General features: G+C 65.5%; 28 protein-coding genes. 23 read left to right on the plus strand and 5 right to left on the minus strand.

The window, feature by feature from the left end; translation table 11 throughout:
- The first annotated feature begins 34 nt into the window (after positions 1-34).
- The 8 genes from AC4JJG_RS08155 (at position 35) to trmD (ending at position 8310) form a co-directional block, all read left to right on the plus strand.
- The gene (locus AC4JJG_RS08155) at positions 35-373 is read left to right on the plus strand and encodes a P-II family nitrogen regulator (RefSeq protein WP_495400963.1); all 339 of its coding nucleotides are present in this window, start codon (positions 35-37) and stop codon (positions 371-373) included.
- A 6-nt stretch (positions 374-379) separates the two neighbouring features.
- The gene (locus AC4JJG_RS08160; RefSeq protein ID WP_495400962.1) at positions 380-3031 is read left to right on the plus strand and encodes a [protein-PII] uridylyltransferase; all 2652 of its coding nucleotides are present in this window, start codon (positions 380-382) and stop codon (positions 3029-3031) included.
- Positions 3032-3116: 85 nt separating this feature from the next.
- Complete coding sequence (gene ffh / locus AC4JJG_RS08165; protein ID WP_495400961.1) at positions 3117-4682, plus strand: signal recognition particle protein; 1566 nt, start codon at positions 3117-3119, stop codon at positions 4680-4682.
- 3 nt (positions 4683-4685) lie between these two features.
- On the plus strand, positions 4686-5792 hold the full coding sequence (locus tag AC4JJG_RS08170) for an amidohydrolase family protein (RefSeq protein WP_495400960.1): 1107 nt from the start codon (positions 4686-4688) through the stop codon (positions 5790-5792).
- 546 nt (positions 5793-6338) lie between these two features.
- Complete coding sequence (gene rpsP / locus AC4JJG_RS08175; protein ID WP_495400959.1) at positions 6339-6824, plus strand: 30S ribosomal protein S16; 486 nt, start codon at positions 6339-6341, stop codon at positions 6822-6824.
- Positions 6821-7063, plus strand: coding sequence for an RNA-binding protein (locus tag AC4JJG_RS08180; RefSeq protein ID WP_495400958.1), 243 nt, complete (start codon positions 6821-6823; stop codon positions 7061-7063). Before rpsP ends, AC4JJG_RS08180 begins: the two co-directional genes overlap by 4 nt.
- 12 nt (positions 7064-7075) lie before the next feature.
- Positions 7076-7594 carry a ribosome maturation factor RimM gene (rimM, locus tag AC4JJG_RS08185; RefSeq protein WP_495400957.1) on the plus strand — a complete coding sequence of 173 codons (519 nt, stop codon included), beginning with the start codon at positions 7076-7078 and terminating at the stop codon, positions 7592-7594.
- 20 nt (positions 7595-7614) lie between these two features.
- A complete protein-coding gene (gene trmD / locus AC4JJG_RS08190; protein WP_495400956.1) occupies positions 7615-8310 on the plus strand; it encodes a tRNA (guanosine(37)-N1)-methyltransferase TrmD in 696 nt (231 codons plus the stop codon).
- Between the two features lie 545 nt (positions 8311-8855).
- Here the strand turns inward: trmD and AC4JJG_RS08195 are convergent.
- The 3 genes from AC4JJG_RS08195 to AC4JJG_RS08205 all read right to left on the minus strand — a co-directional run bounded on the left by AC4JJG_RS08195 (position 8856) and on the right by AC4JJG_RS08205 (position 11667).
- Positions 8856-10718, minus strand: a complete 1863-nt coding sequence (locus tag AC4JJG_RS08195) for a TPR repeat domain-containing protein (RefSeq protein WP_495400955.1) — start codon at positions 10716-10718, stop codon at positions 8856-8858.
- Positions 10719-10780: 62 nt separating this feature from the next.
- The gene (locus AC4JJG_RS08200; protein WP_495400954.1) at positions 10781-11362 is read right to left on the minus strand and encodes a hypothetical protein; all 582 of its coding nucleotides are present in this window, start codon (positions 11360-11362) and stop codon (positions 10781-10783) included.
- Complete coding sequence (locus tag AC4JJG_RS08205; RefSeq protein WP_495400953.1) at positions 11362-11667, minus strand: hypothetical protein; 306 nt, start codon at positions 11665-11667, stop codon at positions 11362-11364. Before AC4JJG_RS08205 ends, AC4JJG_RS08200 begins: the two co-directional genes overlap by 1 nt.
- Positions 11668-12003: 336 nt before the next feature.
- On the opposite strand from AC4JJG_RS08205, the gene AC4JJG_RS08210 reads away from it, so the two are divergent.
- From AC4JJG_RS08210 to dprA, 14 genes are all read left to right on the plus strand, one after another.
- Positions 12004-12339, plus strand: coding sequence for a YbaB/EbfC family nucleoid-associated protein (locus tag AC4JJG_RS08210; RefSeq protein WP_495400952.1), 336 nt, complete (start codon positions 12004-12006; stop codon positions 12337-12339).
- Positions 12339-12668 (plus strand): hypothetical protein, encoded by a 330-nt coding sequence (locus tag AC4JJG_RS08215; protein WP_495400951.1) that lies wholly within the window; start codon positions 12339-12341, stop codon positions 12666-12668. The genes AC4JJG_RS08210 and AC4JJG_RS08215 overlap by 1 nt, the downstream gene beginning before the upstream one ends.
- Positions 12669-12841: 173 nt before the next feature.
- On the plus strand, positions 12842-13729 hold the full coding sequence (locus tag AC4JJG_RS08220) for a hypothetical protein (RefSeq protein ID WP_495400950.1): 888 nt from the start codon (positions 12842-12844) through the stop codon (positions 13727-13729).
- Positions 13716-14195 (plus strand): hypothetical protein, encoded by a 480-nt coding sequence (locus tag AC4JJG_RS08225; protein ID WP_495400949.1) that lies wholly within the window; start codon positions 13716-13718, stop codon positions 14193-14195. Before AC4JJG_RS08220 ends, AC4JJG_RS08225 begins: the two co-directional genes overlap by 14 nt.
- A gap of 168 nt (positions 14196-14363) precedes the next feature.
- Positions 14364-14738: a hypothetical protein gene (locus AC4JJG_RS08230; RefSeq protein ID WP_495401040.1), complete on the plus strand. Its 375-nt coding sequence runs from the start codon at positions 14364-14366 to the stop codon at positions 14736-14738.
- Positions 14722-15324, plus strand: a complete 603-nt coding sequence (locus tag AC4JJG_RS08235) for a DUF3558 domain-containing protein (protein ID WP_495405763.1) — start codon at positions 14722-14724, stop codon at positions 15322-15324. The genes AC4JJG_RS08230 and AC4JJG_RS08235 overlap by 17 nt, the downstream gene beginning before the upstream one ends.
- A gap of 1044 nt (positions 15325-16368) precedes the next feature.
- Positions 16369-16695, plus strand: a complete 327-nt coding sequence (locus AC4JJG_RS08240; protein ID WP_495405753.1) for a hypothetical protein — start codon at positions 16369-16371, stop codon at positions 16693-16695.
- 244 nt (positions 16696-16939) lie between these two features.
- Positions 16940-17281: a 50S ribosomal protein L19 gene (gene rplS, locus AC4JJG_RS08245; RefSeq protein WP_005176683.1), complete on the plus strand. Its 342-nt coding sequence runs from the start codon at positions 16940-16942 to the stop codon at positions 17279-17281.
- Positions 17282-17299: 18 nt separating this feature from the next.
- Positions 17300-18211 (plus strand): signal peptidase I, encoded by a 912-nt coding sequence (lepB, locus tag AC4JJG_RS08250; RefSeq protein WP_495400946.1) that lies wholly within the window; start codon positions 17300-17302, stop codon positions 18209-18211.
- Between the two features lie 49 nt (positions 18212-18260).
- Positions 18261-18932: a ribonuclease HII gene (locus AC4JJG_RS08255; protein WP_495400945.1), complete on the plus strand. Its 672-nt coding sequence runs from the start codon at positions 18261-18263 to the stop codon at positions 18930-18932.
- A gap of 9 nt (positions 18933-18941) precedes the next feature.
- On the plus strand, positions 18942-19253 hold the full coding sequence (locus AC4JJG_RS08260; RefSeq protein ID WP_495400944.1) for a DUF2469 domain-containing protein: 312 nt from the start codon (positions 18942-18944) through the stop codon (positions 19251-19253).
- A gap of 182 nt (positions 19254-19435) precedes the next feature.
- Positions 19436-19843 carry a YraN family protein gene (locus AC4JJG_RS08265; RefSeq protein ID WP_495400943.1) on the plus strand — a complete coding sequence of 136 codons (408 nt, stop codon included), beginning with the start codon at positions 19436-19438 and terminating at the stop codon, positions 19841-19843.
- An 8-nt stretch (positions 19844-19851) separates the two neighbouring features.
- The gene (locus AC4JJG_RS08270) at positions 19852-21372 is read left to right on the plus strand and encodes a YifB family Mg chelatase-like AAA ATPase (RefSeq protein WP_495401036.1); all 1521 of its coding nucleotides are present in this window, start codon (positions 19852-19854) and stop codon (positions 21370-21372) included.
- The gene (dprA, locus tag AC4JJG_RS08275; RefSeq protein WP_495400942.1) at positions 21369-22493 is read left to right on the plus strand and encodes a DNA-processing protein DprA; all 1125 of its coding nucleotides are present in this window, start codon (positions 21369-21371) and stop codon (positions 22491-22493) included. The genes AC4JJG_RS08270 and dprA overlap by 4 nt, the downstream gene beginning before the upstream one ends.
- Before the next feature lie 92 nt (positions 22494-22585).
- On the opposite strand, the gene AC4JJG_RS08280 is transcribed toward dprA, so the two are convergent.
- Both AC4JJG_RS08280 and AC4JJG_RS08285 read right to left on the minus strand, forming a co-directional pair.
- Entirely contained in the window at positions 22586-23512 is a 927-nt protein-coding gene (locus tag AC4JJG_RS08280) for an NAD-dependent epimerase/dehydratase family protein (RefSeq protein ID WP_495400941.1), read from the minus strand.
- A 148-nt stretch (positions 23513-23660) separates the two neighbouring features.
- Positions 23661-24224, minus strand: coding sequence for a TetR/AcrR family transcriptional regulator (locus tag AC4JJG_RS08285; RefSeq protein ID WP_495400940.1), 564 nt, complete (start codon positions 24222-24224; stop codon positions 23661-23663).
- Between the two features lie 131 nt (positions 24225-24355).
- Here AC4JJG_RS08285 and AC4JJG_RS08290 point away from each other — a divergent pair, with 131 nt between their 5' ends.
- Complete coding sequence (locus AC4JJG_RS08290; protein ID WP_495400939.1) at positions 24356-25228, plus strand: siderophore-interacting protein; 873 nt, start codon at positions 24356-24358, stop codon at positions 25226-25228.
- Positions 25229-25307: the final 79 nt, after the last annotated feature.

Raw genomic sequence — 25307 nt, forward strand, 5'->3', positions numbered from 1 at the left:
CAACTACGCTCAATCCTGTGGAGAGGGATAACCGATGAAGCTGATCACCGCAATTGTGAAGCCGTTCACGCTCGAGGACGTGAAGGCCGGACTCGAGCAGGCGGGCATCCTCGGCATGACCGTCAGTGAGGTCCAGGGCTACGGCCGCCAGAAGGGTCACACCGAGGTGTACCGCGGCGCCGAGTACTCGGTCGATTTCGTGCCGAAGGTGCGTGTCGAGGTCGTCGTCGATGACGGGGCCGTGGACAAGGTCGTCGATGTGATCGTCGAGGCCGCCCGCACCGGCAAGATCGGTGACGGGAAGGTGTGGGTGTCGCCGGTGGAGTCGGTGGTTCGCGTCCGCACCGGTGAGCGTGGCGCCGACGCGCTGTAGCGGCCCGTGCCCTTTCAGAATCCAGGACCCGGCCCCGCACCCGATCATTCGGGAGCGGGGCCGCGTTCTTCCGCGAACATTCCCCCTTCGGTCAACGGCCCGGCGGGCCACATCGAGAGCCATACCGCAGCAAGTGATCTGGCGGCTGCCCGCAAGCAGCTGCTGACTCGAGGGCGATCTGCCAAGCTCGATGCCGCCGGCCTGCGCCAGGTGCTGGTGGACCTGCATGAGTTCTGGCTGACGAACAAGGCGAACGAGCTCGGCATCGGCCCGCACAGCGGATTCGCGATCGTCGCGGTCGGCGGGCTTGGACGTGGCGAGCTGCTGCCGTTCTCCGACCTCGATCTCATTCTGCTGCACGATGATCGGGCACCCGAGAAGATCGCCGGGATCGCCGACGGTCTGTGGTACCCGCTGTGGGACGCCAACATTCCGCTCGACCACAGTGTGCGAACGGTGCCGCAAGCCCTCCAGGTGGCCGGTGAGGACGTCACTGCGGCGCTCGGGTTGCTCGAGGCCAGGCATATCGCCGGGGACGAGGATCTGTCGAAACTTCTCATCGGTGGCGTCCGCCAGCAGTGGCGGACCGACGTGCGCACGCGCTTCCCCGAGGTTCTGGCGAACGCGCGTGACCGGTGGCGTCGGGGCGGTGACATCGCGCATCGTGCCGAGCCGGATCTGAAGAACGGCCGTGGCGGTCTGCGTGACGTGCAGTTGCTCGGTGCGCTCGCGATCGCGCATCTCACCGACGGCACGGCCGGGCTGCGCGCCGATTCCCCCGGGGCCGGTCCCCATCAGGCGTATCAGCGGCTACTCGACGTCCGGACCGAACTCCACCGCATCGCGGGCCGGCCTCGTGAGCAGGTTCGTGCGCAGGACGCCGACGAGATCGGGGCGGCGCTGCACATCGGAGACCGGTTTGACCTGGCTCGCGTCATCAGTGATTCGGCGCGGACCATCTCGTATGCGATCGACGTCGGTCTCCGGACGGCGGGCAACGCCATCCCGCGCAGGGGACTGGCCAAGCTGCGTCGCTCACCGGTCCGCAGGCCGCTCGATGAGGGAGTAGTGGCCCACGACGGTGAGATCGTGTTGGCGCGCAATGCGATTCCGAGTAAAGACCCCGGTCTCATCCTGCGGGTGGCAGCGGCCTCGGCCCGCACCGGACTGCCGATCAGTGCGTCGACGCTGGGCAGACTGGCCGACTATGCACCCGAGCTGCGTGAACCGTGGCCCGCCGAGGCGCTCGGTGAGCTTCTCGTCCTTCTGGGGTCCGGACATCACATCGTCGATCCCATCGAGGCCCTGGACCGGACAGGACTGTGGGGCAGGCTGATTCCCGAATGGGGTGCGGTACGGGATCTTCCGCCGCGCGATGCCGTGCACACCTGGACGGTGGATCGGCACCTGGTGGAGACGGTGGCCGTCGCCGGTTCGCTGACCACCCGGGTGTCCCGGCCCGATCTGCTGCTCCTCGGTGCGCTCATGCACGACCTCGGCAAGGGGCGGGGGACCGACCACAGCATCGTCGGTGCCGAATTGGCCATCCAGATCGGCAACCGGCTCGGCTTGTGGCCGCAGGATGTCACCGTGCTCTCGGAGATGGTTCGGCATCACCTTCTGCTCCCGAAAATCGCCACCCGGCGTGACCTCGCCGATCCGGCCACCGCGGAGCACGTGGTGGCGGTTCTCGGTGGAAACCGGGTGCTGCTCGAGTTGTTGGCCGCGCTCGCCGAAGCGGATTCACTCGCCACCGGCCCCGGCGTGTGGGGTGAGTGGAAGGCGTCGCTCATCAATGAGCTGGTCCGTGCGTGCCGTCTGGTGATGGACGGGACGTCCGAGGAGCAGGCGGCCCGAGTACAGACATCGGTGAGGCCAGGACCGCTGGCGGCCGACGAGATCGCACTCGCCGAGAACGGAGCCTATTCGGTGGGGCTCGCGCCGACCGACGGGCCACACACCTTCCGCGTCACGATGGTCGCCCCGGACGAACCGGGCGTCCTCTCCCGGATGGCCGGCGTGCTGGCCCTGAACGGCTTGCGCGTGAATTCGGCTGTCGTGCAATCGCATGCGGAAAACGCCATCAACACCTTCATGGTCTCTCCGGCCTTCGGGCCACCGCCGCAGGAAAGCCTCATGCGCCAGCAGTTGATGGCCGCGACCGACGGCACGATGGACGTCATCGCCCGGCTGGACGCACGCGAATCGGGCGCCTCGATCCCGACCGCTGCCTCGGTCGATCCGATGGTCGGGAACTCACCATCGACGGGCAACCCACTCGAATCCGCACTGGACGCCTCGGGCCGGCCACGGTCGGCGGTGCCCGCCTTGTTCGCGGTCGCGCCCCCGCGGGTGATCTGGTCGGTCAGCGGAGACGAGACCCTCATGGAACTGCGCGCCGACGACCGGGTCGGACTGCTCAGCAGGGTGACGGCGGTGATCGAACACCACGGGGGACAGGTGCGCTGGGCGACAGTGAACACGCTCGGCAACACCGTGGTCGACACCGTTGGGTTGGTTTTGCCGGCGAGTCTGGATCGCGCGAGCCTGGCCGACGCGGTGCTGGCCGTGTGTCCGCCCGAACCACCCCGTACCGATGCCATCGACCAGGACGGCGGGAGCACCGGCTCCGGTCGGTCGGGGGTGCCGATCAGCTGACGGGCCGAGTCCGCATCGGTGCCTCCCGCCGTGACAGCGACCGGTGCGGTACAGGTACGCGGCGACGACATGGAAGACTGGGGGAATGTTCGATTCGCTTTCCGATCGGTTGGCCGGTGCGCTCAAGGACCTGCGCGGCAAGGGCCGACTCACCGATGCCGACATCGACCGCACCGCGCGCGAGATCCGGCTGGCTCTCCTCGAGGCCGACGTGTCGCTGCCCGTCGTGCGCGGCTTCATCGCCAAGATCAAGGAGCGCGCCAAGGGCGCCGAGGTCTCCGGCGCGCTGAACCCGGCACAGCAGGTCGTCAAGATCGTCAACGACGAACTCGTCGGCATTCTCGGCGGTGAGACCCGCCGGATCACCTACGCCAAGAAGCCGCCGACGGTCATCATGCTCGCCGGTCTCCAGGGTGCGGGTAAGACGACCCTGGCGGGCAAGCTGGCGCACTGGCTCAAGGGACAGGGACACACGCCCATGTTGGTGGCGTGCGACCTCCAGCGTCCCGGTGCGGTGTCGCAGCTGCAGATCGTCGGTGAGCGGGCGGGTGTCAAGGTCTTCGCGCCGCATCCGGGCACCAGCATCGGTGGCGAGGGTGCGCTCGGGGTGACCGCCGGCGATCCGGTCGACGTGGCCCGCGCCGGTGTCAGCGAGGCCGTCGATCAGCATTACGACGTCGTCATCATCGATACCGCGGGTCGCCTGGGCATCGATGAGGAACTGATGCGTCAGGCCTCCGACATCCGCGATGCCACCCAGCCGGACGAGGTCCTGTTCGTGGTCGACGCCATGATCGGTCAGGACGCCGTGACCACGGCGGAGGCCTTCGCCGACGGTGTCGACTTCACCGGCGTGGTGCTCACCAAACTCGACGGCGACGCCCGCGGCGGTGCCGCATTGTCGGTCCGTGAGGTCACCGGCCGACCGATCATGTTCGCGTCGTCGGGCGAGAAACTCGAAGATTTCGACGTCTTCCACCCGGACCGGATGGCCAGCCGCATCCTCGGCATGGGCGACGTGCTCTCGCTCATCGAGCAGGCCGAGCAGCACTGGGACGAGAAGCAGGCCGAGGCTGCCGCGCAGAAGATCACCCAGGGTGAGCTGACGCTGGAGGACTTCCTCGAGCAGATGCTGATGATCCGCAAGATGGGGCCCATCGGCAACATCCTCGGCATGCTGCCCGGCGCCGGTCAGATGAAGGATGCGCTGTCGCAGGTCGACGACAAACAACTCGACCGGGTGCAGGCCATCATCCGAGGCATGACACCCGCCGAACGTGACAACCCCAAGATCATCAACGCCTCGCGTCGTCTGCGGATCGCCAACGGTTCCGGTGTGGCGGTGAGCGAGGTCAATCAGCTGGTCGACCGGTTCTTCGAGGCCCGGAAGATGATGGCCCACATGTCCGGCCGCATGGGTATGGGCGGCGGCGGACGCAAGAACAACCGCAAGAAGGGCAAGGGCAAGAAGGGCAAGGGGCGCGGACCGACGCCGCCCAAGGCAGCGCGCGCCGGAATGGGGATGCCGGGCATGCCGGGTATGCCTGCGGGATTCCCGGACCTGTCGAATATGCCTGCGGGCCTCGACGAGCTGCCCCCCGGTCTCGAGGGCATCGACATCTCGCAGTTCCAGCAGCCGAAGAAGAAGTAACCGATGTCCGGCGACGACCAGCGAGAGCCGGGTGACGCGCAGGTCCGGCACTACGGTGGCCGCGATCCCTTCACCGACAACCGGATTGATCTGTGGGTCGTCGGTGAGCGCATCTCACGCGAGCCGGTAGCCGGGGCTGTCACGGTCGTCGATGACGGCTGGATCATTCCGGGGCTGGTCGACGCGCACAACCATGTCGGAATCGCGCCGGGCCTCGGCGTCACCATTGAACAGGCCCGCGAGGCCGCCCATGCCGATGCGCGGGCGGGCACACTCCTGATCCGTGAGGTCGGGTCGCCGCTGGACACCCATCCACTCGACGACGACGCCCGGTCGCCGCGGTTCATCCGATCCGGCAAGCACATCGCCCGCCCCAAGCGATATATGCGCGACTACGGCGTCGATCTCGACGATCCCGATCAGCTGGCCGCCGAGGTCACCCGGCAGGCGGAGGCCGGTGACGGCTGGGTGAAGCTCGTCGGTGACTGGATCGATCGCGATGCCGGCGATCTCGCACCCCTGTGGACGCGGACCCAGCTCGATGACGCGGTCGCCGCGGCCCATGCCGCCGGGGCACGCATCACCGCCCACGTGTTCGGCGAGGACGCGCTGCCCGACCTCATCGATGCGGGAGTGGATTGCATCGAACACGGCACCGGCCTCACCCCGGACCTGCTCGACCGCATGGTCGAACGGTCGATTGCCTTGGTGCCCACACTGATTCAGGTCGAGAACTTCCTCGGGATCGCCGACGGCGCCGACCGTTTCCCGACCTACCAGTCGCATATGCGTGCGCTGCACGGTTCGGCGCCCGCGGTGTTCGCGGCCGCGCGGGAAGCCGGTGTCGCGATGTTCGCGGGGACCGATGCCGGCGGATTCGTCGAGCACGGCCGGATCGTCGACGAGATCGATGCGATGGCCGCCGTGGGCTTCGGTGCCCGTGACGCCGTGTACGCGGCGAGTGTCGCCCCACGCGACTGGCTCGGTGCGGACGGGCTCGGTGACGGTGCACGAGCGGACTTCCTCGTCCTCGACAGCGATCCCGGGCGCGACCTCTCGGCACTGCGGCGTCCCCGTGCGGTGATCTGCTCGGGCATTGCCATCGCGTGAACATTCGCTGTCGAAGCACGCAATACCTGTCACCGGAACTTACCCACTGGTAAAGTGGCATCCGCGTTGCACAGGGTTCGATGACGTCGGCGGGCCGCGATGATCCTGATTATGCGGGTGATCGCGAGGCCGGCGTGTGCGAGGGCCGGACAGTTGTTCTCAAGGTCGGACACTCGGTGTGTGGTTGCCTTCGCGGGGTGGCAACCGCATGCCGAACCGGACCTCCGTGCGGTCGAATAGCGACGCCACACTCGATGGTCGAGTAGCGACGAGCCACGCGTGGAAACCTACGCCATAGTCGATGGTCGAGTAGCGACGAGCGAGCGCAGCGAGTCCGACGCGTATCGAGACCCGGCGCCGCGATCACCGTCCAGGTCTCGTCACCGGTTTTGGCTCCACACCCGCCGATCTGGCAGAATGGCACGTCGGTTCGTCGGAACCGGTCACGTACCGGCCGACGGTCACACCGAAACAGATCGCAAAACCGGGTCCACCATTCCGGGTGGGCCGCTGAATTGCGCCGTGACCACCTCAAGGACATAGAAAATGGCTGTCAAGATCAAGCTCACGCGGCTCGGCAAGATCCGCAACCCGCAGTACCGCATCGTCGTCGCCGACTCGCGCACCCGCCGCAACGGCCGGGTCATCGAGACCATCGGCAAGTATCACCCGAAGGAAGACCCCAGCTTCATCGAGGTTGATTCCGATCGCGCGCAGTACTGGCTGGGCGTCGGCGCACAGCCGACCGAGCCCGTCGCCGCCATCCTGAAGATCACCGGAGACTGGCAGAAGTTCAAGGGCCTGCCGGGCGCCGAGGGCACCCTGAAGACCGCGGAGCCCAAGCCGTCGAAGCTGGACCTGTTCAACGCCGCGCTGGCCGCCGCCGACAGCGAACCCGCGGCCGCTGCCACCACGCCGAAGAAGAAGGCAGCCAAGAAGGACGAGGCCGCCGAGGCAGAGGCGCCTGCTGCCGACGCCGAGAAGGCCGAGAAGCCTGCCGGTGACGACGACTCCGCCAAGGCGGACGCGTGAGCGCAGTCGTCGCCGACGCGGTCGAGCATCTCGTCCGCGGGATCGTCGCCAACCCCGACGACGTGCGTGTCGAGATGATCACCGGTCGTCGTGGCCGGCTCGTCGAGGTGCATGTGAATCCCGAGGACCTGGGCAAGGTCATCGGACGTAACGGACGCACCGCGACGGCCCTGCGCACCCTGGTCACCGGCATCGGTGGCCGTGGCATGCGCGTGGACATCGTCGACACCGACCGCTGAGTCGCTGCCGCCATGGATCTCGTGGTCGGCCGTGTGGTGAAGTCCCACGGCATCCGCGGTGAACTGGTCGTCGATGTCCGCACCGACGACCCGGACGCGCGTTTCGCGAAAGGCACTGTCCTGCGCGGCAAGCTGCCGAAGGGTGGCGGCGAAAAGAATTTCACGGTGACAGCCGCCCGGAATCACTCCGGGCGGCTGTTGCTGTCGCTGGCCGACGTCGCCAGCCGCGACGCGGCGGACGCCCTGCGCGGCACTCTCTTTCTCATCGACAGCGCCGATGTCGATTCCGGTTCCGACCCCGACGAGTTCTATGACCATGAGCTCGAAGGGCTTTCGGTGACGACCGTGGACGGCCGTGAGGTCGGGTCGGTCGAGTCGGTGCTGCATCTGCCCGGCGGCGAGGTGCTCGCCGTGCGCGCACCCGACGGCCGGGAAATCCTGGTGCCGTTCGTGACCCAGATCGTCCCGACCGTCGCGGCCGACGGCATCGTCATCGACCCGCCCGACGGCTTGCTCGACGTCGCCGAATGACCGGCCGCGACGGAGTGACCATGCGCATCGACGTCGTCTCGATCTTCCCCGAATACCTGGAGCCGTTGCGGGTTGCCTTGCTGGGCAAGGCAATCGACGCCGGGCGAATCAGTGTCGACGTCCACGACCTGCGTGACTGGACGCACGATGTGCACCGCAGCGTCGACGATTCGCCGTATGGCGGTGGCCCCGGCATGGTGATGAAGCCGGATGTCTGGGGACCGTGCCTCGATGAGGTGTGCCCGGACGACGCGCTGCTGGTGGTGCCCACACCCGCGGGTGTGCCCTTCACGCAGGAGACCGCGCACAGGTGGAGTGCCGAATCACATCTGGTGTTCGCATGCGGGCGCTATGAGGGCATCGACCAGCGGGTCTTCGATGACGCGGCCCGTCGTGTGCGCGTCGAGGAGGTATCACTCGGCGACTTCGTGCTGATCGGTGGGGAAGTAGCGACGATGGCGATGGTCGAGGCGACCGTCCGGCTGCTGCCCGGCGTGTTAGGGAATCCTCGCTCCCACCAAGAGGATTCATTCTCCGACGGGCTGCTGGAAGGCCCCAGCTACACGCGACCCGAAGTGTGGCGTGACCTCGCGGTACCACCCGTCCTGCTGTCCGGCGATCACGGTAAGGTGGCCGCGTGGCGGCACGAACAATCGCTGATCCGAACGGCGGAACGTCGACCCGACCTGCTCCCCGATGAACCGGACGCCCGCTGAAGGACTGCCGCTAGGGCCATCCGGGACTGGATGGCACCGGAGTGAATGCTGGTGTGGGGCCGGTGATGTCACCGGTCCAGCCGTTGGGAACTTCCTTCGGGCGTTTCGCAACGCACTCCTTGATGTATGAGATGTCCTCGGGTTCGCCCATGGAGATCCACCTGTAGTCGTTCGCGTACCAGTACCCGAACGGGGAACGCGACGGCGCACGGTGTGGTCCGGTCATGTTCGTCGGGGGCGGAGAGCCTGCTCGGGTGTACTCAATGATGTGATGTGAGGTGCGAATACCGACTGATGTCCACTTTTCCGATGGGTTGGAGCGCCGATTCAATGCCTGTCGGGTGTACTCGCAGATAATAGCCCGTGTCGTATTTCTGTTCCTTCTGTGCTGTTTAAGTCCAGAACTTGGTTAGGTATCCATGTATATGACGTTTGATAGTCCGGAACCGGGGCGGTCGCCTTGTCATCGTGCGTCGGCGCAGGCGGATGGACGGCATGAGGAGTGCAGGCATAAAGCGAAAATAAGCACGCCGCAGCGGCCAGTGTTAGTCTCGCCATCGTCGATCCTGGCCTTTGGCGGCTTCGGACGTATCTTTGTTCTCTAGCATATAGAGGTTCATAAAGTCGTTGTCATACGATCCGAGCGCTTTCTGTAAGTACATGATCGCTTGTTTTGGAATAGCTCCCACTGGTACTTCGCCAGACCGAACATCCTTTTCAAACTCGGGTGATTGAAGGGCGTCGTCGCGGAAAATGGCTCGAAAATCGGGATCAGATAGCAGGGTAGCGCCGTGTCTCGCCACATATCCCTCAAGCATGTTCATGAGATGCGAGCCTGGGGCCATACTGACCTGCAAATCTCGTTGGAGATTGGTCATCTCTGTAGGAGTGTCGATGCTTGACGGGTCCGGAGGGAGCCCGGTGATGTCGAGTTTCGTTCCCGGCGTCACCATTTCCAGCATGGCGCGTGCTGCGGGGCCGAGTCCCGGTATTGCGGCAACGGCAGACTTCGCCGAGTCGAAGAGGGCACCATTCTTCTCGTAATCCGCTGCGGCGGCGTACTGGCGATCGTTCAGGTCCTCGGCGATTTGTGCTTCCAGCCCGGCAGTCATAGCGCCATGAATACGCCCGACGTAACGGCCGAGGTCGGTGGCGGAGGGATCGCTGCCGAAGATCTCCTCCAACCGCGCTGTCTGTGCTCCGGCCATGGTGTTCATGATGCGGCCCGCAGTGGGGTCGGAGTCGAGAACCTGGAAGAGGTCCTTAAGCTGACTGCCGTTCTCCAGCATGCTCACTCCATTGGTAGGGAAGATGTGGTCCGGTGCTCCCGCGAGTTCGGCGGTATACGGAGACATTGCTTTCGCAAGAGTCTGTGCTAGTTCAGGATTCAGCGCACCCAGAGATGTCGTGGTGCCTCCGATGTCGACCAGTTCGTCCTTGTTCATGGACATGATGCGAGCCATCTCGCTGGCGACCTCTCCCGCACGAGTGCTGTCGGCAAGCTGGCCGGGTGTGCTGCCCGGCGGCGCCTCAGCGTTCGACATCCAATCGAACAGATTATGAATACCGTGATTGTTGGTGCCGTTCTTGTCGTCGGTCCAGTCGAAAGTCATGAGGCTCTTCATCGCGGCCGAGGCATCGTATGTGTGGCGGTTGCCGGCAGCGTCGTAGACGTCGGGCATCGCGCTTGCCACTTCCGGACCACCGTGACGGCCGGTGATGGTTGCATCGCGAACGGCGATGTGATCGTCTTCGGCGACATCGAGCATACGGTTCATGAGACCTTCGACATCGCGGTGGTGATGATCGTACTGTCCGGTGATACCAGCGAGTCCTCGCTGGTGTTCGCCGCTTGCGATCTCGCTCGCCCGGGCTATCAGCGCTCGATTGACATCACTCCCTAACCGCTGACCGCGATCGCCGGGCTCCAGGATGTCCATCATCGAATTGAGCTTGGCGAATGTGGGCAAATCGGTCCGATAGGAGTTCGGTATCGCACCGCGTGCATCGCCCTGCCGGACGCCCTCGGCGCCGGTGCCCGACCGGACTGCCGATTGTTCGAGGGGGTCGCGAATCGATGTCGGTAATTCGCCGAGTCCGCCACCCCGAAAGATGGCGGGTGTCTGGCCGCCGGCGGTGAGCGTTGGCGACAGGACGCCGGGTTCAACGGTTTGGTCCGTGCGGACGTGTGGGTTCCCGAGTGTGGTGATCCCGTCCGCGAGCGCGCGTTTCAAGGACTGATCGTGACCACCGAATTCCCGCATACCGTCAAGGCCGCGGCGGCCCATCTCGTCGTAAAAGCCTTTGAGGTAGTCGAACTGGCCCTTGGGGATAACCACGTCTTTTCCGGCCAGCAGTTCTTGTCGTTGTGCATCCGTGAGATGCGTGGCGTTCTTGAAACGGGTCATCTGTGCCGCTGTCGCGGTCCCGTGGCGATATCGGCTGCATCGCGTACTGCTTGACTCGACGACTAGCCGCTTGACTCCGGAGCGTTGGCTGACGCGGAGCTGAGGGCTCCAGTGAGTGCCGCTGCACCTGCGCGTTCGTCCTCGCCCATCTGGTCTGCCAGGGCCTGGAGGGAAATTGTTGCGTTGGCCGCCTCGTTCTGCCGGGCCACCCGCTCTGCGTTGACTGCCGCCTCGGCGGCGCTCCCGGCCTCGATTCCGGCCAGCTGAGAGCGGTAATCGCGCGTATCGGTGACGTGCCAGTCATCACCGACGGCATAGCCATCGGTTTCCAGGCCCAATGCTCTGGCCAGCGACGTGGATCGGTTGGGCGCGAGGGCGTTCGCCGTATTGCGGAGAATCGCGCCGGCGTGATCGATGTCGTGACCGATCTTGTTGATCTCGGTGTGATCGGATCGAGTGCGATCCTCGCACGCCCGTTGCGACTCGCCCTGCCACGCTCCCGAGCCCCCTGCATCTGCCGGTGCGCGGGCTGCGACGCTCGTCGACTTGGTGAGAGCACTGACTGCTTGCTCGAGCGCGTTGGCCTGCGCATAGAGACTGGAGAGATCCCATCGCGTGACTGTTGCGCGAGACGGCCGCGTCATCAGAAGGTCCCGATTGCGCGGAATCCGCTCGCCAGCGATTCTTCGGTGCGGATCACTTCGTTGCCTGCCTGGTGGCACGACGCGGCGACTTCTTCGAGTCGGCCGGGCGCCCGTTCCAGTATCACGTCGAGGACGACATCTTTGCCGTGGCAGGCGGCGCCGATGGCCGACGAGGGCATGGCGGTGGCACATGAATCGAATCCGGGTGACGCGGAAATCGACCGGATCAGCTCGGCGTGCACCGCGATCTTGGCTCCGACCTCGTGAATGGTACCGACTTCTGCTACTACGAAAACGTCGCCCACGACTACCTCCGAAATCTCACGGCACCAGCGTGATGTGTGCCGTGCTCTCTAAGACTTGCAAGCTCAGACGATGGTGCACTGCAGCATGTTTGGTGATCATCCTCTTCTCGTCGAGCTTGTCGATGATCCGCAGGAGGAGGTCCGTGAGGTCAGCAAACCAACGGCGATACGGCCAGTCAAGAGTCCACGACTGACAACCATTCATATGGGATACGGGGGTGAGTCGAATGGAGAGGTGATGGCTGCCGGAACTTGTCCGATAGGCGTACACGAGAACGGTTCCGCGGGATGTCGTGTGCCGTCCCGGATAGGATCTGAGCACCGGGAGGAGGGGACGTGTCGGATCGATGGTCGGACATGCTGGAGGAGTTGGGCCGGCAGAGCGCAGAACTGGCGAGATTCGGTGAGGCGCTGAATCGGGTCACCGCGCATGCGGTGAGTCGCGACAAGCTCATCTCCGTCGCCGTGGATGCTCGCGGACTACTGACCGAGCTGACTGTCGACCCTTTGGCCATGAGGCGCTATCGGGCGGACCAATTGTCCGCGGCCATCACCGAATTGGTCGCTGAAGCCGACCAGCGGTTGCAGGACAAGCGGAACGAGATCTTCACCGAGACCGTCCAACTGTCGCCAGGATATGCCGATGTTCGACCGGACGAGGGGGAGGCATGATGGCTGACACCACGGCCGGGCACCCGCAGATTCAGGCTCACCTCGGAGCGCTCACCGAGCTTTCCACACGTCTGGCGTCGGTCGATGACGCCGTGGCCGCACTGACCACAGATGTGTCGACGCTGTCGAGCGGGATCGACTCGGTCATCGGAGTCGATGGTGCCGCCCAGGTGTTCCGCGCCGGGTTCTTCGGTCGGATCGACGACGTCACCGCTGCTGCCGACCACGCAGCCGCAGCGGTCAACGAGCATCGTGCCCGCATCGACCGTGGTCTTCGCGATATCGGCTCCGCCGACGCGGATTCCGCTCTCCGCCTGGGTCCGTCCTGATGGGTTCCGAGGATGCTGCCGTGGAGGCTCTGGTCGCCGTGCCTCCTGATGTCAGGGCGTACGCGGAAGAGCTCGTTCCCGGAATATGGCCCACCGCAGACGTTTCGGGGCTACGGGCCGAAGCCGCACGCTGCCGCGAATTATCGGTGAGGGCAACTGAATTGGCTTTCGATGTGGACCGAGCGCATCAGGCGGTGCCCGCCGGTGAGGGTGCATTCGCCGACGTGATCGATCGCTCGCGTGCGCAACTGACCGGTCTATCAGGTGGCGACCTGGGCCAATTGTCCGGCCGTCTGGAGGCTGCTGCCGGCGCGCTCGAGCTTTACGCCGACGCGACGACCCGCGCCCACAACGAGATGGCGGTGATTGCCGCCATCGCGAATCGTGACCGGCTGCGCGCCGAGGTTCTGGCGTCGATCGGCGACAACTCCGCCCGTGTGCACGCCGCCGCGGCAGGCAGGCTCGCGCTGACCGCGGCCGGTGAGGACTACACCGATGAGGCAGGGCGATCCACTCGGGATCGCGACGATACGAATCCGCCCGCCGCCGCGACCAGCGGCATGATGCCCTTCGCGGCGATGGGTGCCCTTGCCGGTGCCGGCGTCATGGCGCACGCGTTGTCGCCGTCGCCTTCGTCCGATGGCGTATCCGCGCTGAGCGACGCCGATGTCGATTGGCTGCAACGCAGGGCCGCGCAACTCCAGGCCGCCCTGCCCGCATCGGTCGCCGGATCGGTTCGGATGGCAGTCGGTCTGGGTGTCGCCCAGGACGGCACGCGATCGGTGGTCATCGGGACGAGCGATCCGTATCCCTATGAACGTCAAGGGGTTTCACTGGCCGACTACGAATCGATGGCCGGTAACGGTCGGCCCCCGGAACTGGCGGTGACCGACCATCTGACCGCGCTCGGGTTGTCGACGCAGGCGGTGGCGGTCGCGACACCCACCACACCCGAGATCGCTGCCATGCTGTCCGACATCGGTGCAGAACTGTTTGCGCCACGCGAGGTGTACGGCGCCGACGGGACGTGGGGCGACATGCCACTCGGTGACCACTCGTGAACGGCGCCTGCTGATGTCGGCACGCATCAACCGCGTCGGCGGTGGTGTCGCCGAACTCGTCGAACGCGTACCCGACGCCGATCTGTCCGGTTGCCTCTACTTCCTGGCGATCGCCGTCCTGTCGACGGCCGACCTGGAGGACAGTCCCGAACTGTCGGCCGCACTTGACGAGTTTCGTGAACGTGACTCCGTTTCAGTGACGATGCGGCTACAGGTCACGGCACTGCTCACACAATATGAACAGCGGGCCTTCGCGGCCGGGCGCCGTGGTGAACTCGACGCCCGCGACCGAGTGTTTTTCCAAGCCCGTGCCCTGAACTGTGTGGCGCACGTCCTCGGCGCCGATCCCGTAGCCGGATCGTCGGTAGCTGCACGCGACCGCCTCCGCGAGGCGGCTTATGAGGGGGTTGTCGCGTTGCGTGGGACGGGCGTAATCGCCGACATCGTGGGACGGTACGTCGGATGACGGTAGGCCCGGAGCGTCACGTCGAATCGCTTGCTTGATTGAGCAGAGCTTCGACCGTACGGGCAATTGCACGGGCCCTGGTGCTCGTGTTCACTAGATGCAGCAGTCGGCAGGGGAGGGACTCATGGCAGCCGGTATCGGTGAGGTCAGTCGAAGGGCGGTGCGGCGATGACGCCTGAGATCAAAGCAATGCCGCAGTGGGGCGATCCGCTGTTGTGCACTCCTGGGGATGCGCAGGTTGTGAGCGATGCTCAGCGGTGGAATGCGCGGGCCGCGGCGGCTGAAGAAACGGCAGAAAAACTAACTGACGTTGCGCGCAAGGTTGACACCGTGGTGTTCAATAACTACTTCGGGAATGGGTGTAGTGAGGGTGAAGCGCTCTATCTCCAACTGTCGGAATTTCTGCACGGTGGGGGTGGGTGGCGCGAACAGGTTCTTAAGCATGCTGATGCGTGTAAGAAGTATGCTGAGCAATGTCGGATGGCTGGCCAACAATTGGCTGGAGTCGATAAAGGCAGCGCGCACAATGTGGGCGGTCGCTAGCCTCTCGGGTGTAGTAGCGCTCGCTGGCTGCACTGAAGCGGACGTTCAACAGTCTCAGCAGTCTACGCCGATCGTCGCGTCATCTACCGGTGTCAGGCAAACTGATGATGAAGGACGGCGCTTGCCGTTTACGACTTCGTTTGATCGTCGGTGGAACCCTGGCAACGATGGCTCAGCTTATGAGCCATGCACTGCCCTAAGTGACGATCAACTCCGTCGACTAGGTGTGGATCCGAAGAGCGCTGAGGACGCGGCGGTAGTGTCAGGTCAGACTGCACGAGGGTGCGACTGGCGTCTACTCGTCGGCGACAATGCGATCTCTCAGACAGTCGGCAATTCGGCATCCTTGGAGGTGCATAAAAATAAGCATCGCAACAACATGTTTTTCCCCGATCAATACATTGACGGCAGGCAAGTTGCTGTCTCTAAAGCAGCTTCTGGATTGTGTGCCACGTATGTTCAATCCGGAAAAGCTGGAGTGTATACGATAGCGAATGATTTCTCCTGGCCGCCTGGGCCGATTGAACCCGTGTGTGAGCGTGCGCTGGCCTTTACGCGAGCCACGATCGGAAAGATTCCCCGCTGATTCGCAGAATTGCATACCGGGTTGGCGAATACCTTCAACGCGAAAGAAAGGTGCGCAGTCGTGGGTGACGGTGGGAGTGGCGCTGGATCGACGAACTGGCTCGTAGCGTTCCAGACGATGCTCGCCAGGATCGCGTCGATGGAGCCGGGCCAGGCTTCGGCAGACGCCGCGGCTTTGACGGAGTTGATTAACGAGGCAAATGCCGCCGTCGATGGCATGCGGAAGATCGGCCAGGACGGTCTTCAGGGGTCGGCAGCAGTCAGCAGCGCGAGTGCCGCGCAGGGGCTCTTCTCGGCAATTCGGTCGACGGCCGCGTCGGCAGCTCCGGCGACCGGTGCGCTATCGAGCGCGTCGGCAGTGATGGGTGCGGCGAAAGCGCAAGAACCGGTAATCACGGCGCTGCAAAACGAAGCAATCTTGAACTCATCGATGATAGTCCCGGGTGCTAACGCCTTTGGTCCAGCTGCAGCGCTCGAGCGTGCGTCATCACTGATGACGACGACGTACAACGGTCCGATGAGTTCGGCAGCGGGGCAGGCTCCTTCGGCACCCGCGGGCTCGCTGGGCGCTGACTCCGCATCCGGTGGAGGTGGTGGTGCGCCGGGTGGCGTCGCGGCCGGAACCGGAACGGTCGGCGCGGGGACGACGGTTCACTCGACGAGCGGCGGCAGTTCGGACCTGGGCGACTACGGCGGTGGCGATGGCCCGTCAGGCGGCGGTGCTAAGTCGGGCGGCGATGGGAGTGGCCCGACTCCGATGTCCGCGACGGCAGCGGATGGCTCGGGACAATCGTCGGCGGGCGGAGCATCGAGCCCGGGGACGGGTGGCTCCGGCGACGGGGGAAGTGGCCTGACGCGCGGCGGACTCGGTGATCCGAACGGAACGACCGCAAACACCTCACAGGGGGCGACCCCGGGCGGCGTAGCACCGGCGGGCGCTCTCGGCGCTCCGGGGTCTGCGGCGGCGCGCGGCCTTGGCAGCGCGGTCGGTGGAGGCATCGGGGGCGGGGCTGGAGGTTCGGGTGCCGGGGGAAGCGGCGGCGGCATGGGCGGTCCGGCGGGACGGCTGTCGGGTGCGATTCCGGCACCGATGTCGCCAACAGGAACCTCTGCGACAGCCGGCCCAGCGGGTGCCACGTCTCCCGGACGAACGGGCACGGGCCCGGCGGGAGCGCCCCACGGCGCACGCGGCCGTGCCGAGGACAAGGAACACCGGTCGGCCCACTATCTCCACAGCCGAACCAACGGCGAGGAGATCGTCGGCGACCTACCGCTCGTCGGGCCGCCGGTGCTGGGGGACTGGGCGCCGCCTGAACCCAAGGCGCACGACAACGCGGACAAGCACGACAGCAAGAACCTCAAGCTGGACTGACCGGGGAGAACCTGCCTCGGGCATGCACACCGACGATTTCGTCGAAGGCGGGTTGGTCTGGCACAATAGTCGGGTTGCCTGGCGACGACGACCCGTGTTCGGGACGCGCGCCGTGGCCACAACCAATGACTCGGAGCATGAACCGGTCGAACCTCGTGTGTGAGCGTCCGATACGTCGGGCGAATCGTATACGCGGCCGCCAGGTTCCTCTGTCCACGCGAAACGCCAGATTGGACCCACCATTATGAACACCCTCGATTTCCTCGACAAGCAGTCGCTGCGCGACGACATCCCTGAGTTCGGCCCCGGCGACACCCTCGACGTGCACGTCAAGGTCATCGAGGGCAGCAAGGAGCGCGTCCAGGTGTTCAAGGGTGTCGTGATCCGTCGCCAGGGCGGCGGCGTGCGCGAGACCTTCACCGTGCGCAAGGTGTCCTTCGGCGTCGGCGTGGAGCGCACCTTCCCGGTGCACAGCCCGAACATCGCGAAGATCGACGTCCTCACCCGCGGTGACGTCCGTCGCGCCAAGCTCTACTACCTGCGTGATCTTCGTGGCAAGGCCGCCAAGATCAAGGAAAAGCGCTGACGCGTCTACCCTGACGACGTGGCCGACTCTCATTCCTCGGGCAACGACCCGGACTGGACCGTCGACGACGAGTCCCGCAGCACTTCAGATGTCACCGATCGCAACTCCGATCGTGACGATGTCGACGGTGAGCGACCTTGGCGGACCAAGGACGACGAGCCGGAGAAGCGCGGAGGTTCGATCCTCCGCGAGGTCGTCATCATCGTCGCCTGCGTCCTGCTGCTGACATGGCTTCTCCAGACGTTCGTCGGTCGGCAGTACGTGATTCCATCCGAATCGATGGAGCCGACGCTCCACGGCTGTGTTGGCTGCACCAACGACCGCATCGTCATCGACAAGCTGTCCTATCGCTTCGGCGATGTGAGCCCCGGTGACGTCGTGGTGTTCAAGGTTCCGGAGAGCTGGAACGAGGGTTGGATGTCGCCGCGATCCAGCAATCCCGTGGTGCACAAGCTGCAGGACGGGTTGTCGTGGTTCGGGTTCGCCCCGCCGGATGAGAACAACTACATCAAGCGGGTGATCGCCGTCGGCGGGCAGACCGTGGGTTGCAAGAACTCCGACAACGTCGGCGTGACCGTGAACGGGAAGCCGCTGAAAGAGCCGTACGTCGACATGGATCTGCAGCGAAAGAATCTCGCCGCAGGCGCAGTCGATCCGCAGGCGGTCACCGAGCGCGGCGAGCTCAACAGTTGCCTCGGTCCCGACTTCGGGCCCATCACGGTGCCCGACGGTCACGTCTGGGTCATGGGTGACAACCGCACCAATTCGTCGGACTCGCGGTATCACACACCGTCGCCGGCCGATCCCGACTTCCAGGCGAAGCAGTTCGACGGCACGGTCCCGGAGTCCGACATCCGCGGGAAGACCCGATTCATCATCTATCCCTTCTCGCGGATCGGTGGTGTGTCCTCGACCAATCCGCAGGGATGAGGTCGAGCACGTTGTCCGAGATCACCGAACAATGGTGCGGAGCGGAGCGGTGAGTCGCTGGCCGCCGCGGTCCCCGGTTCGCCGGGCAGCCAGTCTGCGCACCTTCGAATTCGCGTTGCACCGCAGCGGACTCGGTCCGGTCGCCGGCGTCGACGAGGCCGGACGAGGCGCGTGTGCGGGTCCGCTGGTCGTCGCGGCCTGCGTGCTCAAACCGACGCAGCTCTCCTCGCTGGCCGAACTCGATGACTCCAAGCGTCTCACCGAAGCCGCGCGTGAGTCGTTGTACACAGCGGTCACCAAGTACGCGGCGAGCTGGTCGTCGGTGATCATCCCGGCCGAGGAGATCGATCGCATCGGTATCCACGTGGCCAACATCGAAGGGATGCGTCGCGCCGTCGCCGGGCTCGACCTGCCGCCCGGCTACGTGCTCTCCGACGGCTTCGCGGTTCCCGGCCTGACCGTGCCATCGTTGCCGGTGATCGGTGGGGACGGCGCGGCGGCCTGCATCGCGGCCGCCAGCATCATCGCGAAGGTCACCCGAGACCGCATCATGGTGGCCATGGACGACGACCTTCCCGGCTACGACTTCGCAGTGCACAAGGGTTACTCCACCGCGCATCACATGTCGCGCCTCGACGTACACGGGCCGTCGCCGCAACACCGGATGTCCTACCGGAACGTCGCCGCACGTGCCGCCTCCGCCACCACACGACCACGATAGGCTTGCCAGATGAGTGCAGAGGATCTCGAAAAGTACGAAACCGAGATGGAACTCTCCCTGTACCGCGAGTACAAGGACATTGTCGGTCAGTTCACCTACGTCGTGGAGACCGAACGGCGCTTCTACCTCGCGAACTCCGTCGACCTCGTACCCCGCAACACCGACGGTGAGGTCTACTTCGAGCTCCGCATGAGCGATGCATGGGTGTGGGATATGTACCGCCCGGCGCGCTTCGTCAAGCAGGTCCGCGTCATCACCTTCAAGGACGTCAACATCGAAGAACTCGAGAAGCCGGAACTGCGGCTGCCGGACGAGCCGTGATCGGTCGCCCCGCGGTCCGTCCCTGACCGATCGTCGGTGGCCGACGGCCGTGTGCGTGCGGCACCGCGCGTGTCATTCGAGGGACGTAATTGTTGTCCACATGACTGCGGTTATCCACAGAATTCGCTCTGTCCGGCCGTTTCCGAGGCCTGCTGTCCTGCCCGTGGGGTCAGACTCGTCCCATGAGCGACAACGCAGATCCCACCGCAGGGGGAGGTAACCCGCGCCTCGACATAGGACGGTTCGGCGAAGACATCGCGGCCGATCATGTGCGCGCGCTGGGCTGGACGGTCCTGGAGCGCAACTGGCGCAACCGGTTTGGCGAACTGGACATCGTCGCGACCGACGGCAGTGCCCTGGTCATCGTCGAGGTCAAGACCAGGGCCTCACGGTTCTTCATCGATCCCGCCGCGGCGGTGACACCGGTCAAGCTCGCGCGCATGCGGCGCCTGACGCGGATGTGGTTGGTGGACAACGGGAGTGGCTGGAGTCAGATCCGCTTCGATGTGGTCTCCATCCAGCTCGATCCGGGTTGTCCGGGAGACGCCGAGCGTGCGGTCATCCGGCACCACGAGGGTGTCGTCGAGTGAGCAGCACGATGCGGCAGACCGGGTTCGGCTGTACGCATTCGGTGGCCCTCAACGCCTTTGCCGCCTGCATGGTGGAGATCGAGGCCAACGTCGGACAGGGGCTGCCCGGGTTCTCGATGACCGGACACATCGACACCGCACTTCGCGAGGCGCGGGACCGTGTGCGCTCGGCGATCACCAACTCCACGTTCAAATTTCCGGAGATGAAGGTGACGGTGTCACTCGCGCCGGCCGATCTGCCGAAAGGCGGCTCGGTCTTCGACCTCGGCATGGCCGTCGCCATTCTCGCTGCCACTCACCAGGTGTCGACGACCCGACTGCGGCGCACGGTCTTGCTCGGTGAACTCGGACTCGACGGACGGCTGCGACCCGTGCGAGGAGTCCTGCCTGCTCTGGTCGAGGCCCGAACGCAGGGATACACGCACGCGGTCGTACCGATGCCGAACGTGACCGAGGCGGCGCTCGTGCAGGAGATCGAGATCGGCGGCGCCGCGTCGCTGTCGGAGGTGGTGCGGTGGCTGGATGGTGAGCTCGTCCTCGATACGGTTGACGGGCAGGACACGCCGCCGCCCGACGAGATCCCCGACATGGCCGACGTCGTGGGTCAGACCGAGGCGCGGCATGCGCTGGAGATCGCGGCCGCAGGGGCCCACCACGTCCTGATGGTCGGTTCGCCGGGAATCGGCAAAACGATGCTCGCCCAACGGCTCCCGGGGATACTTCCTGCTCTCGGCGATGATGAGTCACTGGAGGTGACCGCCATCCACTCGATAGCCGGAAGCCTGCGTGCCGGTCACCCGCTCATCACCGAACCCCCGTTCATCGCCCCGCATCACACCAGTTCGGTGACCGCATTGCTCGGCGGTGGCACAGGTTTCGCCAGACCGGGTGCGGTGTCACGGGCGCATCGCGGAGTACTGTTCCTGGACGAATGTGCGGAAATGGGACCGAAAGTCCTTGATGCACTTCGGCAGCCGTTGGAGGAAGGTGAGGTGCGGGTCCCTCGTCGGGACGGCGTCGCACGCTACCCGGCTCGATTCCAGCTCATCATGGCCGCCAATCCGTGTCCGTGTGCACCGGCGCTGGACGTCGATTGTGTCTGCACCGCGCTTGTGCGTCGACGCTATCTCGGGAAACTGTCCGGACCGTTGATGGACCGCGTGGACATTCGCGTCCAGATGGATCCGCCGGGGAACACCGCGCTCATGACGGACTCGGGGGAGTCCAGTGCCGCGATGCGGGAACGTGTGTCGGCGGCGCGGTCTGCGGCGATCGATCGATGGCAGGATGCCGGCTGGCTGACGAACTCCGAGGTTCCGGGATCGGCTCTACGGCAACGCTTTCGGCTTCCGGCGACGGACTTACGGCCAATCGAGCTGTTTCTCCGCGACGGCCGCGTCACCGCGCGCGGCGCAGATCGTGCGCTTCGTCTCGCGTGGACGCTCGCTGATCTGAAGGGACTCGACAGACCCGGCCAGGACGAGGTCGCCGAGGCTCTGCTGTATCGGGATCGGGGGAGCCACGGATGAGTGCGAACAGCGCGGAGCTGCGGGCGTGGGCGTATCTAGCCAGGGTGGCCGAACCGCCCTGTGCACCGGTGATCGATTTGTGTGCGGCGATCGGGCCGGTCGAGGCCGCTGCGGCGATTCGTGCCCGGTGCCTGCCAGCCGGGCACGATGCCGTCCTCGCGGCCACCGCGGCCCGCGCAGAGGTCGACCGGGCGGCGGAGGACCTCGAGGCAGCCGACCGTGTCGGTGCCCGGATCGTCACGCGCGACTGTGCCGAGTGGCCGGGGTGGTCGCTGATGGCGCTGGGCACGTCGGATGTGGCGGCGCGGGGCGGCGAACCACTGGTGCTGTGGGCACGCGGTCCACGACAACTCGATGACATCGCCGGCACCGGTATCGCGTTGGTGGGGTCGCGTGCGGCGTCGCGATACGGAGAACAGGTCACGGGGCAACTCGCCTCCGGACTGGTCCTCGACGACTGGTCGATCACGTCCGGTGGCGCCTACGGGATCGATGGTGCGGCACATCGCGCCGCGTTGGCCGCGGGGGGAGTGACCTCGGCCGTGCTGGCCTGCGGTATCGATCGCGACTATCCGGCGGGTCACGCGCGTCTGCTTGCGGAAATAGCCGACCGCGGAGTGCTGGTCTCGGAGTACGCACCCGGTACCACCGCGGCCAAGCACCGCTTTCTCACCCGAAATCGCTTGGTGGCGGCCCTGTCCGCAGCAGTGATCGTGGTGGAGGCGGGGCGACGGTCCGGTGCGGCGAACACCGCTGCATGGGCACGCAAGCTGGGGCGTCCGCTGGGGGCGGTACCGGGTCCCGTGACGTCGGCGACCTCGGTGGGATGTCATCGGATGATCGCCGATGATCTGGCCACACTCGTGACCGACGCCCGGTCGATCGGCGCTCTCGTCCACCCCGATGGCCACGACATCGGCAGGGGCACGTCGCGCCGCACCGACGGTCTGTCCGCCGACGATCAACGTGTCCACGACGCGTTGCCGAGTCGAGGTGCCATCCCGATCGCCGACATCGTCTTCTCGTCGGGATTACCTCTCGAAACGGTGCGCGGCGCGCTCGCCCGCCTGGACGTCGCCGGACTCGCCGCCCGCGCCGACGACGGCTGGGAACTGGCATGACACGTGCTCTGCCAGCGAAGATCTCGGTACGACGGTCGTTGCGCCGCACCAGGTTCGGGAAGCCCGGGATGGTGACGACGTGCGTCACCGCGTCACGCCTCGTCGTGAATCTCGTTGAGCCCCTGGCGATATGTCGTCACCGGGAACTCCGGGAACCGCGTGGCGAACTTGGTCGAGTCGAAGATGTTGTCGTGCGCGTAGCGGGGCAGCAGTTCGCGGATCTCCCGGGCCTGGCCGTTGACCATCCCGGCCGCGGTAAGGGCCCACTTCGGGATCACGGTGTACGAGTCGTCGGTGCCGAAGGCATCCGCCGCAGTGGTGACGAACTCGCGATAGGTCGGACGCTGATCGTCGACGGGCAGGTGCCAGGTCTGCCCGTAGGCGTCGGGGGTTGTCCCGAGAGTGGCGAGCGCACGGCTCGCGTCCGGGGTCCAGATGAGTGTGCGGCGAACGTCGTCGCGCACTGGTACCAAAGGACGCTTTCCGGCCTTCAGCCGATCGATGACGAGCGACGTGGTGAAACCTTGAGTGCGTCCGGGGCCGTAGAACTCCGGTGCTCGGCCGATGAGGACGGGGATGTCGCCCTTGGCCATCTCGTCGAGCACCATCGTCGCCATCTCCGCGCGCACGTGACCTTTACGGCCCACCGGGGCGAACTGGGTCTCCTCGGTCTGTACGCGATCATCCTGCGGATACATGTACGTGTTGTCGAAGTACGCGAACTTGGCACCGGCCGTGCGGGCGGCGTCGAGCGCATTCCTCAGCATCGTGGGGAACTGCGCCTCCCACTGCTCGGCGTTCGCAGGCAAACCTGCGGTGAAATAGACGACGTCACTGCCTTCGACCGCGGCACGGGTCTGGTCGGAGTCGAGAAGGTCGGCCGCCTTCAGGTCATCGGTGTCGTTCACTTTCTGCGGGTGCCTGCTGACGAGCCTGACGTCATCGGTGTGGGTCTTGTTCAGCTCGCGCGCCAACTCGACCCCGATCTGACCGTTCGCTCCAAGGATGGTCTGCACCATCGATCGTCCTCTCGTGTCCGGCCACCTGGCTCTCCGGCCGGTGGAGCAGTGCCCGCCGCAAGCGATGTTTACGACGCTTACATTGACCGTAACGGAGAAAGTGAGCAGCGTCAACATTCGCTGCGCGGACCATCGGTGAATGGATGTGTCAGGGGGTGGTCAGAAGTTCGACGAATATCCGGCGATCATTTTCGGACTCTGTGGAGGGCTGAGTGTGGCTGTGGAGATATCCGATTCCGGCGTAGAGGGCGGTCACCGCCCGGACGCGGGCCTGCGACTCGTCGAAGCCCAGCTCGCGGAGAGCCTCGCTCGTGACCGCGATGGTCAGTTCGTCAAGTGCGGCAACCGATTCGGCGAGGCATGGTTCGGTGGCCGCCCATGATCGCGCCGCTCGTTCGAGTGCCCGCCGCGCTGGTTCCGCCGACATTTCGATCAGCGTTTCGATGCGTTGCCTCGGTGGTGTACCGGCCAGGTCGGTCAACTGATTGCGAAAGTTCTCGTACATGTGATGGCAGCGCTCCATGAGGGCCGCCATCAGATCGGAGGTGTCGATGAAGTGCCAGTAGAAGCTGCCCTTGGTCACTGCGAGTCGATCGCACAGTCGCGACACCTTGACCGCGTTCGGCCCCTCTTCGACGAGCAGGTGCAGGGCGGCGTCGACCCAGTCGTCGCCTGTCAGGCGCGAGCCACGACGGTGTGATGGATCCGGCATGGCGTCCTCGGTGGTGCGCGGTATTCAGGGAGGTGAACGATCAAATTAGCGTACTTGACCGGAGTCACGCATCTGGAAGAATTACTTAGGCTTACCTAATTCACGTAGGGTGGTGCCGGAGAGGAGGCCACATGGCCAAGACGGTGAACACGATGACTGTGCTGCGGCGGGAGCAGGTCGGGCCCCACTTCGTGCGGTTGTACCTCGGGGGAGACGGATTCGACGGATTCGTGCCGGTGGGTGGCACCGGTGTTCCCGGCGAGTGGGACACGGACATGTACGTGAAGTTCGTGTTTCCGGCGCCGGGCGTGACGTATCCGGAACCATTTGACCTGCAACAGGTTCGCGCGACGATGGCGCCCGAGGAGCAGCCCGTGCTCCGGACCTACACGGTGCGCAGCGTGGATACGGTCAACAGGGAACTCGCGGTCGACTTCGTGGTGCATGGCGACGAGGGAATCGCCGGTCCGTGGGCGGCTGCCGTCGAACCCGGTACCGCGGTGCGGTTCATCGGTCCGGGCAGCGGGTACCGCCCGAAGGCGGATGCCCCCTGGCATCTCATCGCGGGGGATGAGGCTGCGTTGCCGGCGGTCACGGCCGCGATCGAAGCGTTGCCCTCCGACGCGATCGCCAAAGTCTTCATCGAGGTCGCCGACGCCGACGACGAGATGGCGATCGATGCGCCCGCGGGTGCCGAGATCACCTGGCTGCACCGGGGCGCGCCGGCGGGTGAGGTCGGCGACGACCTCGCCGGCGACAACGCGCCACTGGTGGCGGCCGTGCGTGGCGCCGAATGGCTGGACGGTGAGCCGCATGTGTTCATCCACGGGGAGGCTCAGGCGGTGATGCACAACCTCCGTGGTTACATCCGTAAGGAACGCGGGGTGAGTGCGGCGAACGCCTCGATCTCCGGCTACTGGCGACGCGGACGCACCGAAGAGGGCTTCCGGCAGTGGAAGTCGGACCTCAAGGCCTCCGAAGAAGCGGCAGGCGTCGCACTGTAGGCGTTGGTGCTGCAGGGCACGCAACGATCCGGCAACACCCCGCGTGGCCGGTTGCCGAGGGAGTGGCCGCACGGTTGGC

The sequence above is a fragment of the Gordonia sp. B8661-1 genome (assembly GCF_059427765.1).

What these genes read in the sequence shown, in the direction of transcription:
- AC4JJG_RS08155 (WP_495400963.1), top strand. Translation starts at nt 35, where the DNA reads ATGAAGCTGATCACCGCAATTGTGAAGCCGTTCACGCTCGAGGACGTG.
- ffh (WP_495400961.1), top strand. Translation starts at nt 3,117, where the DNA reads ATGTTCGATTCGCTTTCCGATCGGTTGGCCGGTGCGCTCAAGGACCTG.
- AC4JJG_RS08170 (WP_495400960.1), top strand. Translation starts at nt 4,686, where the DNA reads ATGTCCGGCGACGACCAGCGAGAGCCGGGTGACGCGCAGGTCCGGCAC.
- rpsP (WP_495400959.1), top strand. Translation starts at nt 6,339, where the DNA reads ATGGCTGTCAAGATCAAGCTCACGCGGCTCGGCAAGATCCGCAACCCG.
- rimM (WP_495400957.1), top strand. Translation starts at nt 7,076, where the DNA reads ATGGATCTCGTGGTCGGCCGTGTGGTGAAGTCCCACGGCATCCGCGGT.
- trmD (WP_495400956.1), top strand. Translation starts at nt 7,615, where the DNA reads ATGCGCATCGACGTCGTCTCGATCTTCCCCGAATACCTGGAGCCGTTG.
- AC4JJG_RS08195 (WP_495400955.1), bottom strand. Translation starts at nt 10,718, where the DNA reads ATGACCCGTTTCAAGAACGCCACGCATCTCACGGATGCACAACGACAA.
- AC4JJG_RS08200 (WP_495400954.1), bottom strand. Translation starts at nt 11,362, where the DNA reads ATGACGCGGCCGTCTCGCGCAACAGTCACGCGATGGGATCTCTCCAGT.
- AC4JJG_RS08215 (WP_495400951.1), top strand. Translation starts at nt 12,339, where the DNA reads ATGGCTGACACCACGGCCGGGCACCCGCAGATTCAGGCTCACCTCGGA.
- AC4JJG_RS08230 (WP_495401040.1), top strand. Translation starts at nt 14,364, where the DNA reads ATGACGCCTGAGATCAAAGCAATGCCGCAGTGGGGCGATCCGCTGTTG.
- AC4JJG_RS08235 (WP_495405763.1), top strand. Translation starts at nt 14,722, where the DNA reads ATGTGGGCGGTCGCTAGCCTCTCGGGTGTAGTAGCGCTCGCTGGCTGC.
- AC4JJG_RS08240 (WP_495405753.1), top strand. Translation starts at nt 16,369, where the DNA reads ATGGGCGGTCCGGCGGGACGGCTGTCGGGTGCGATTCCGGCACCGATG.
- rplS (WP_005176683.1), top strand. Translation starts at nt 16,940, where the DNA reads ATGAACACCCTCGATTTCCTCGACAAGCAGTCGCTGCGCGACGACATC.
- AC4JJG_RS08260 (WP_495400944.1), top strand. Translation starts at nt 18,942, where the DNA reads ATGAGTGCAGAGGATCTCGAAAAGTACGAAACCGAGATGGAACTCTCC.
- AC4JJG_RS08265 (WP_495400943.1), top strand. Translation starts at nt 19,436, where the DNA reads ATGAGCGACAACGCAGATCCCACCGCAGGGGGAGGTAACCCGCGCCTC.
- AC4JJG_RS08270 (WP_495401036.1), top strand. Translation starts at nt 19,852, where the DNA reads ATGCGGCAGACCGGGTTCGGCTGTACGCATTCGGTGGCCCTCAACGCC.
- dprA (WP_495400942.1), top strand. Translation starts at nt 21,369, where the DNA reads ATGAGTGCGAACAGCGCGGAGCTGCGGGCGTGGGCGTATCTAGCCAGG.
- AC4JJG_RS08280 (WP_495400941.1), bottom strand. Translation starts at nt 23,512, where the DNA reads ATGGTGCAGACCATCCTTGGAGCGAACGGTCAGATCGGGGTCGAGTTG.
- AC4JJG_RS08285 (WP_495400940.1), bottom strand. Translation starts at nt 24,224, where the DNA reads ATGCCGGATCCATCACACCGTCGTGGCTCGCGCCTGACAGGCGACGAC.
- AC4JJG_RS08290 (WP_495400939.1), top strand. Translation starts at nt 24,356, where the DNA reads ATGGCCAAGACGGTGAACACGATGACTGTGCTGCGGCGGGAGCAGGTC.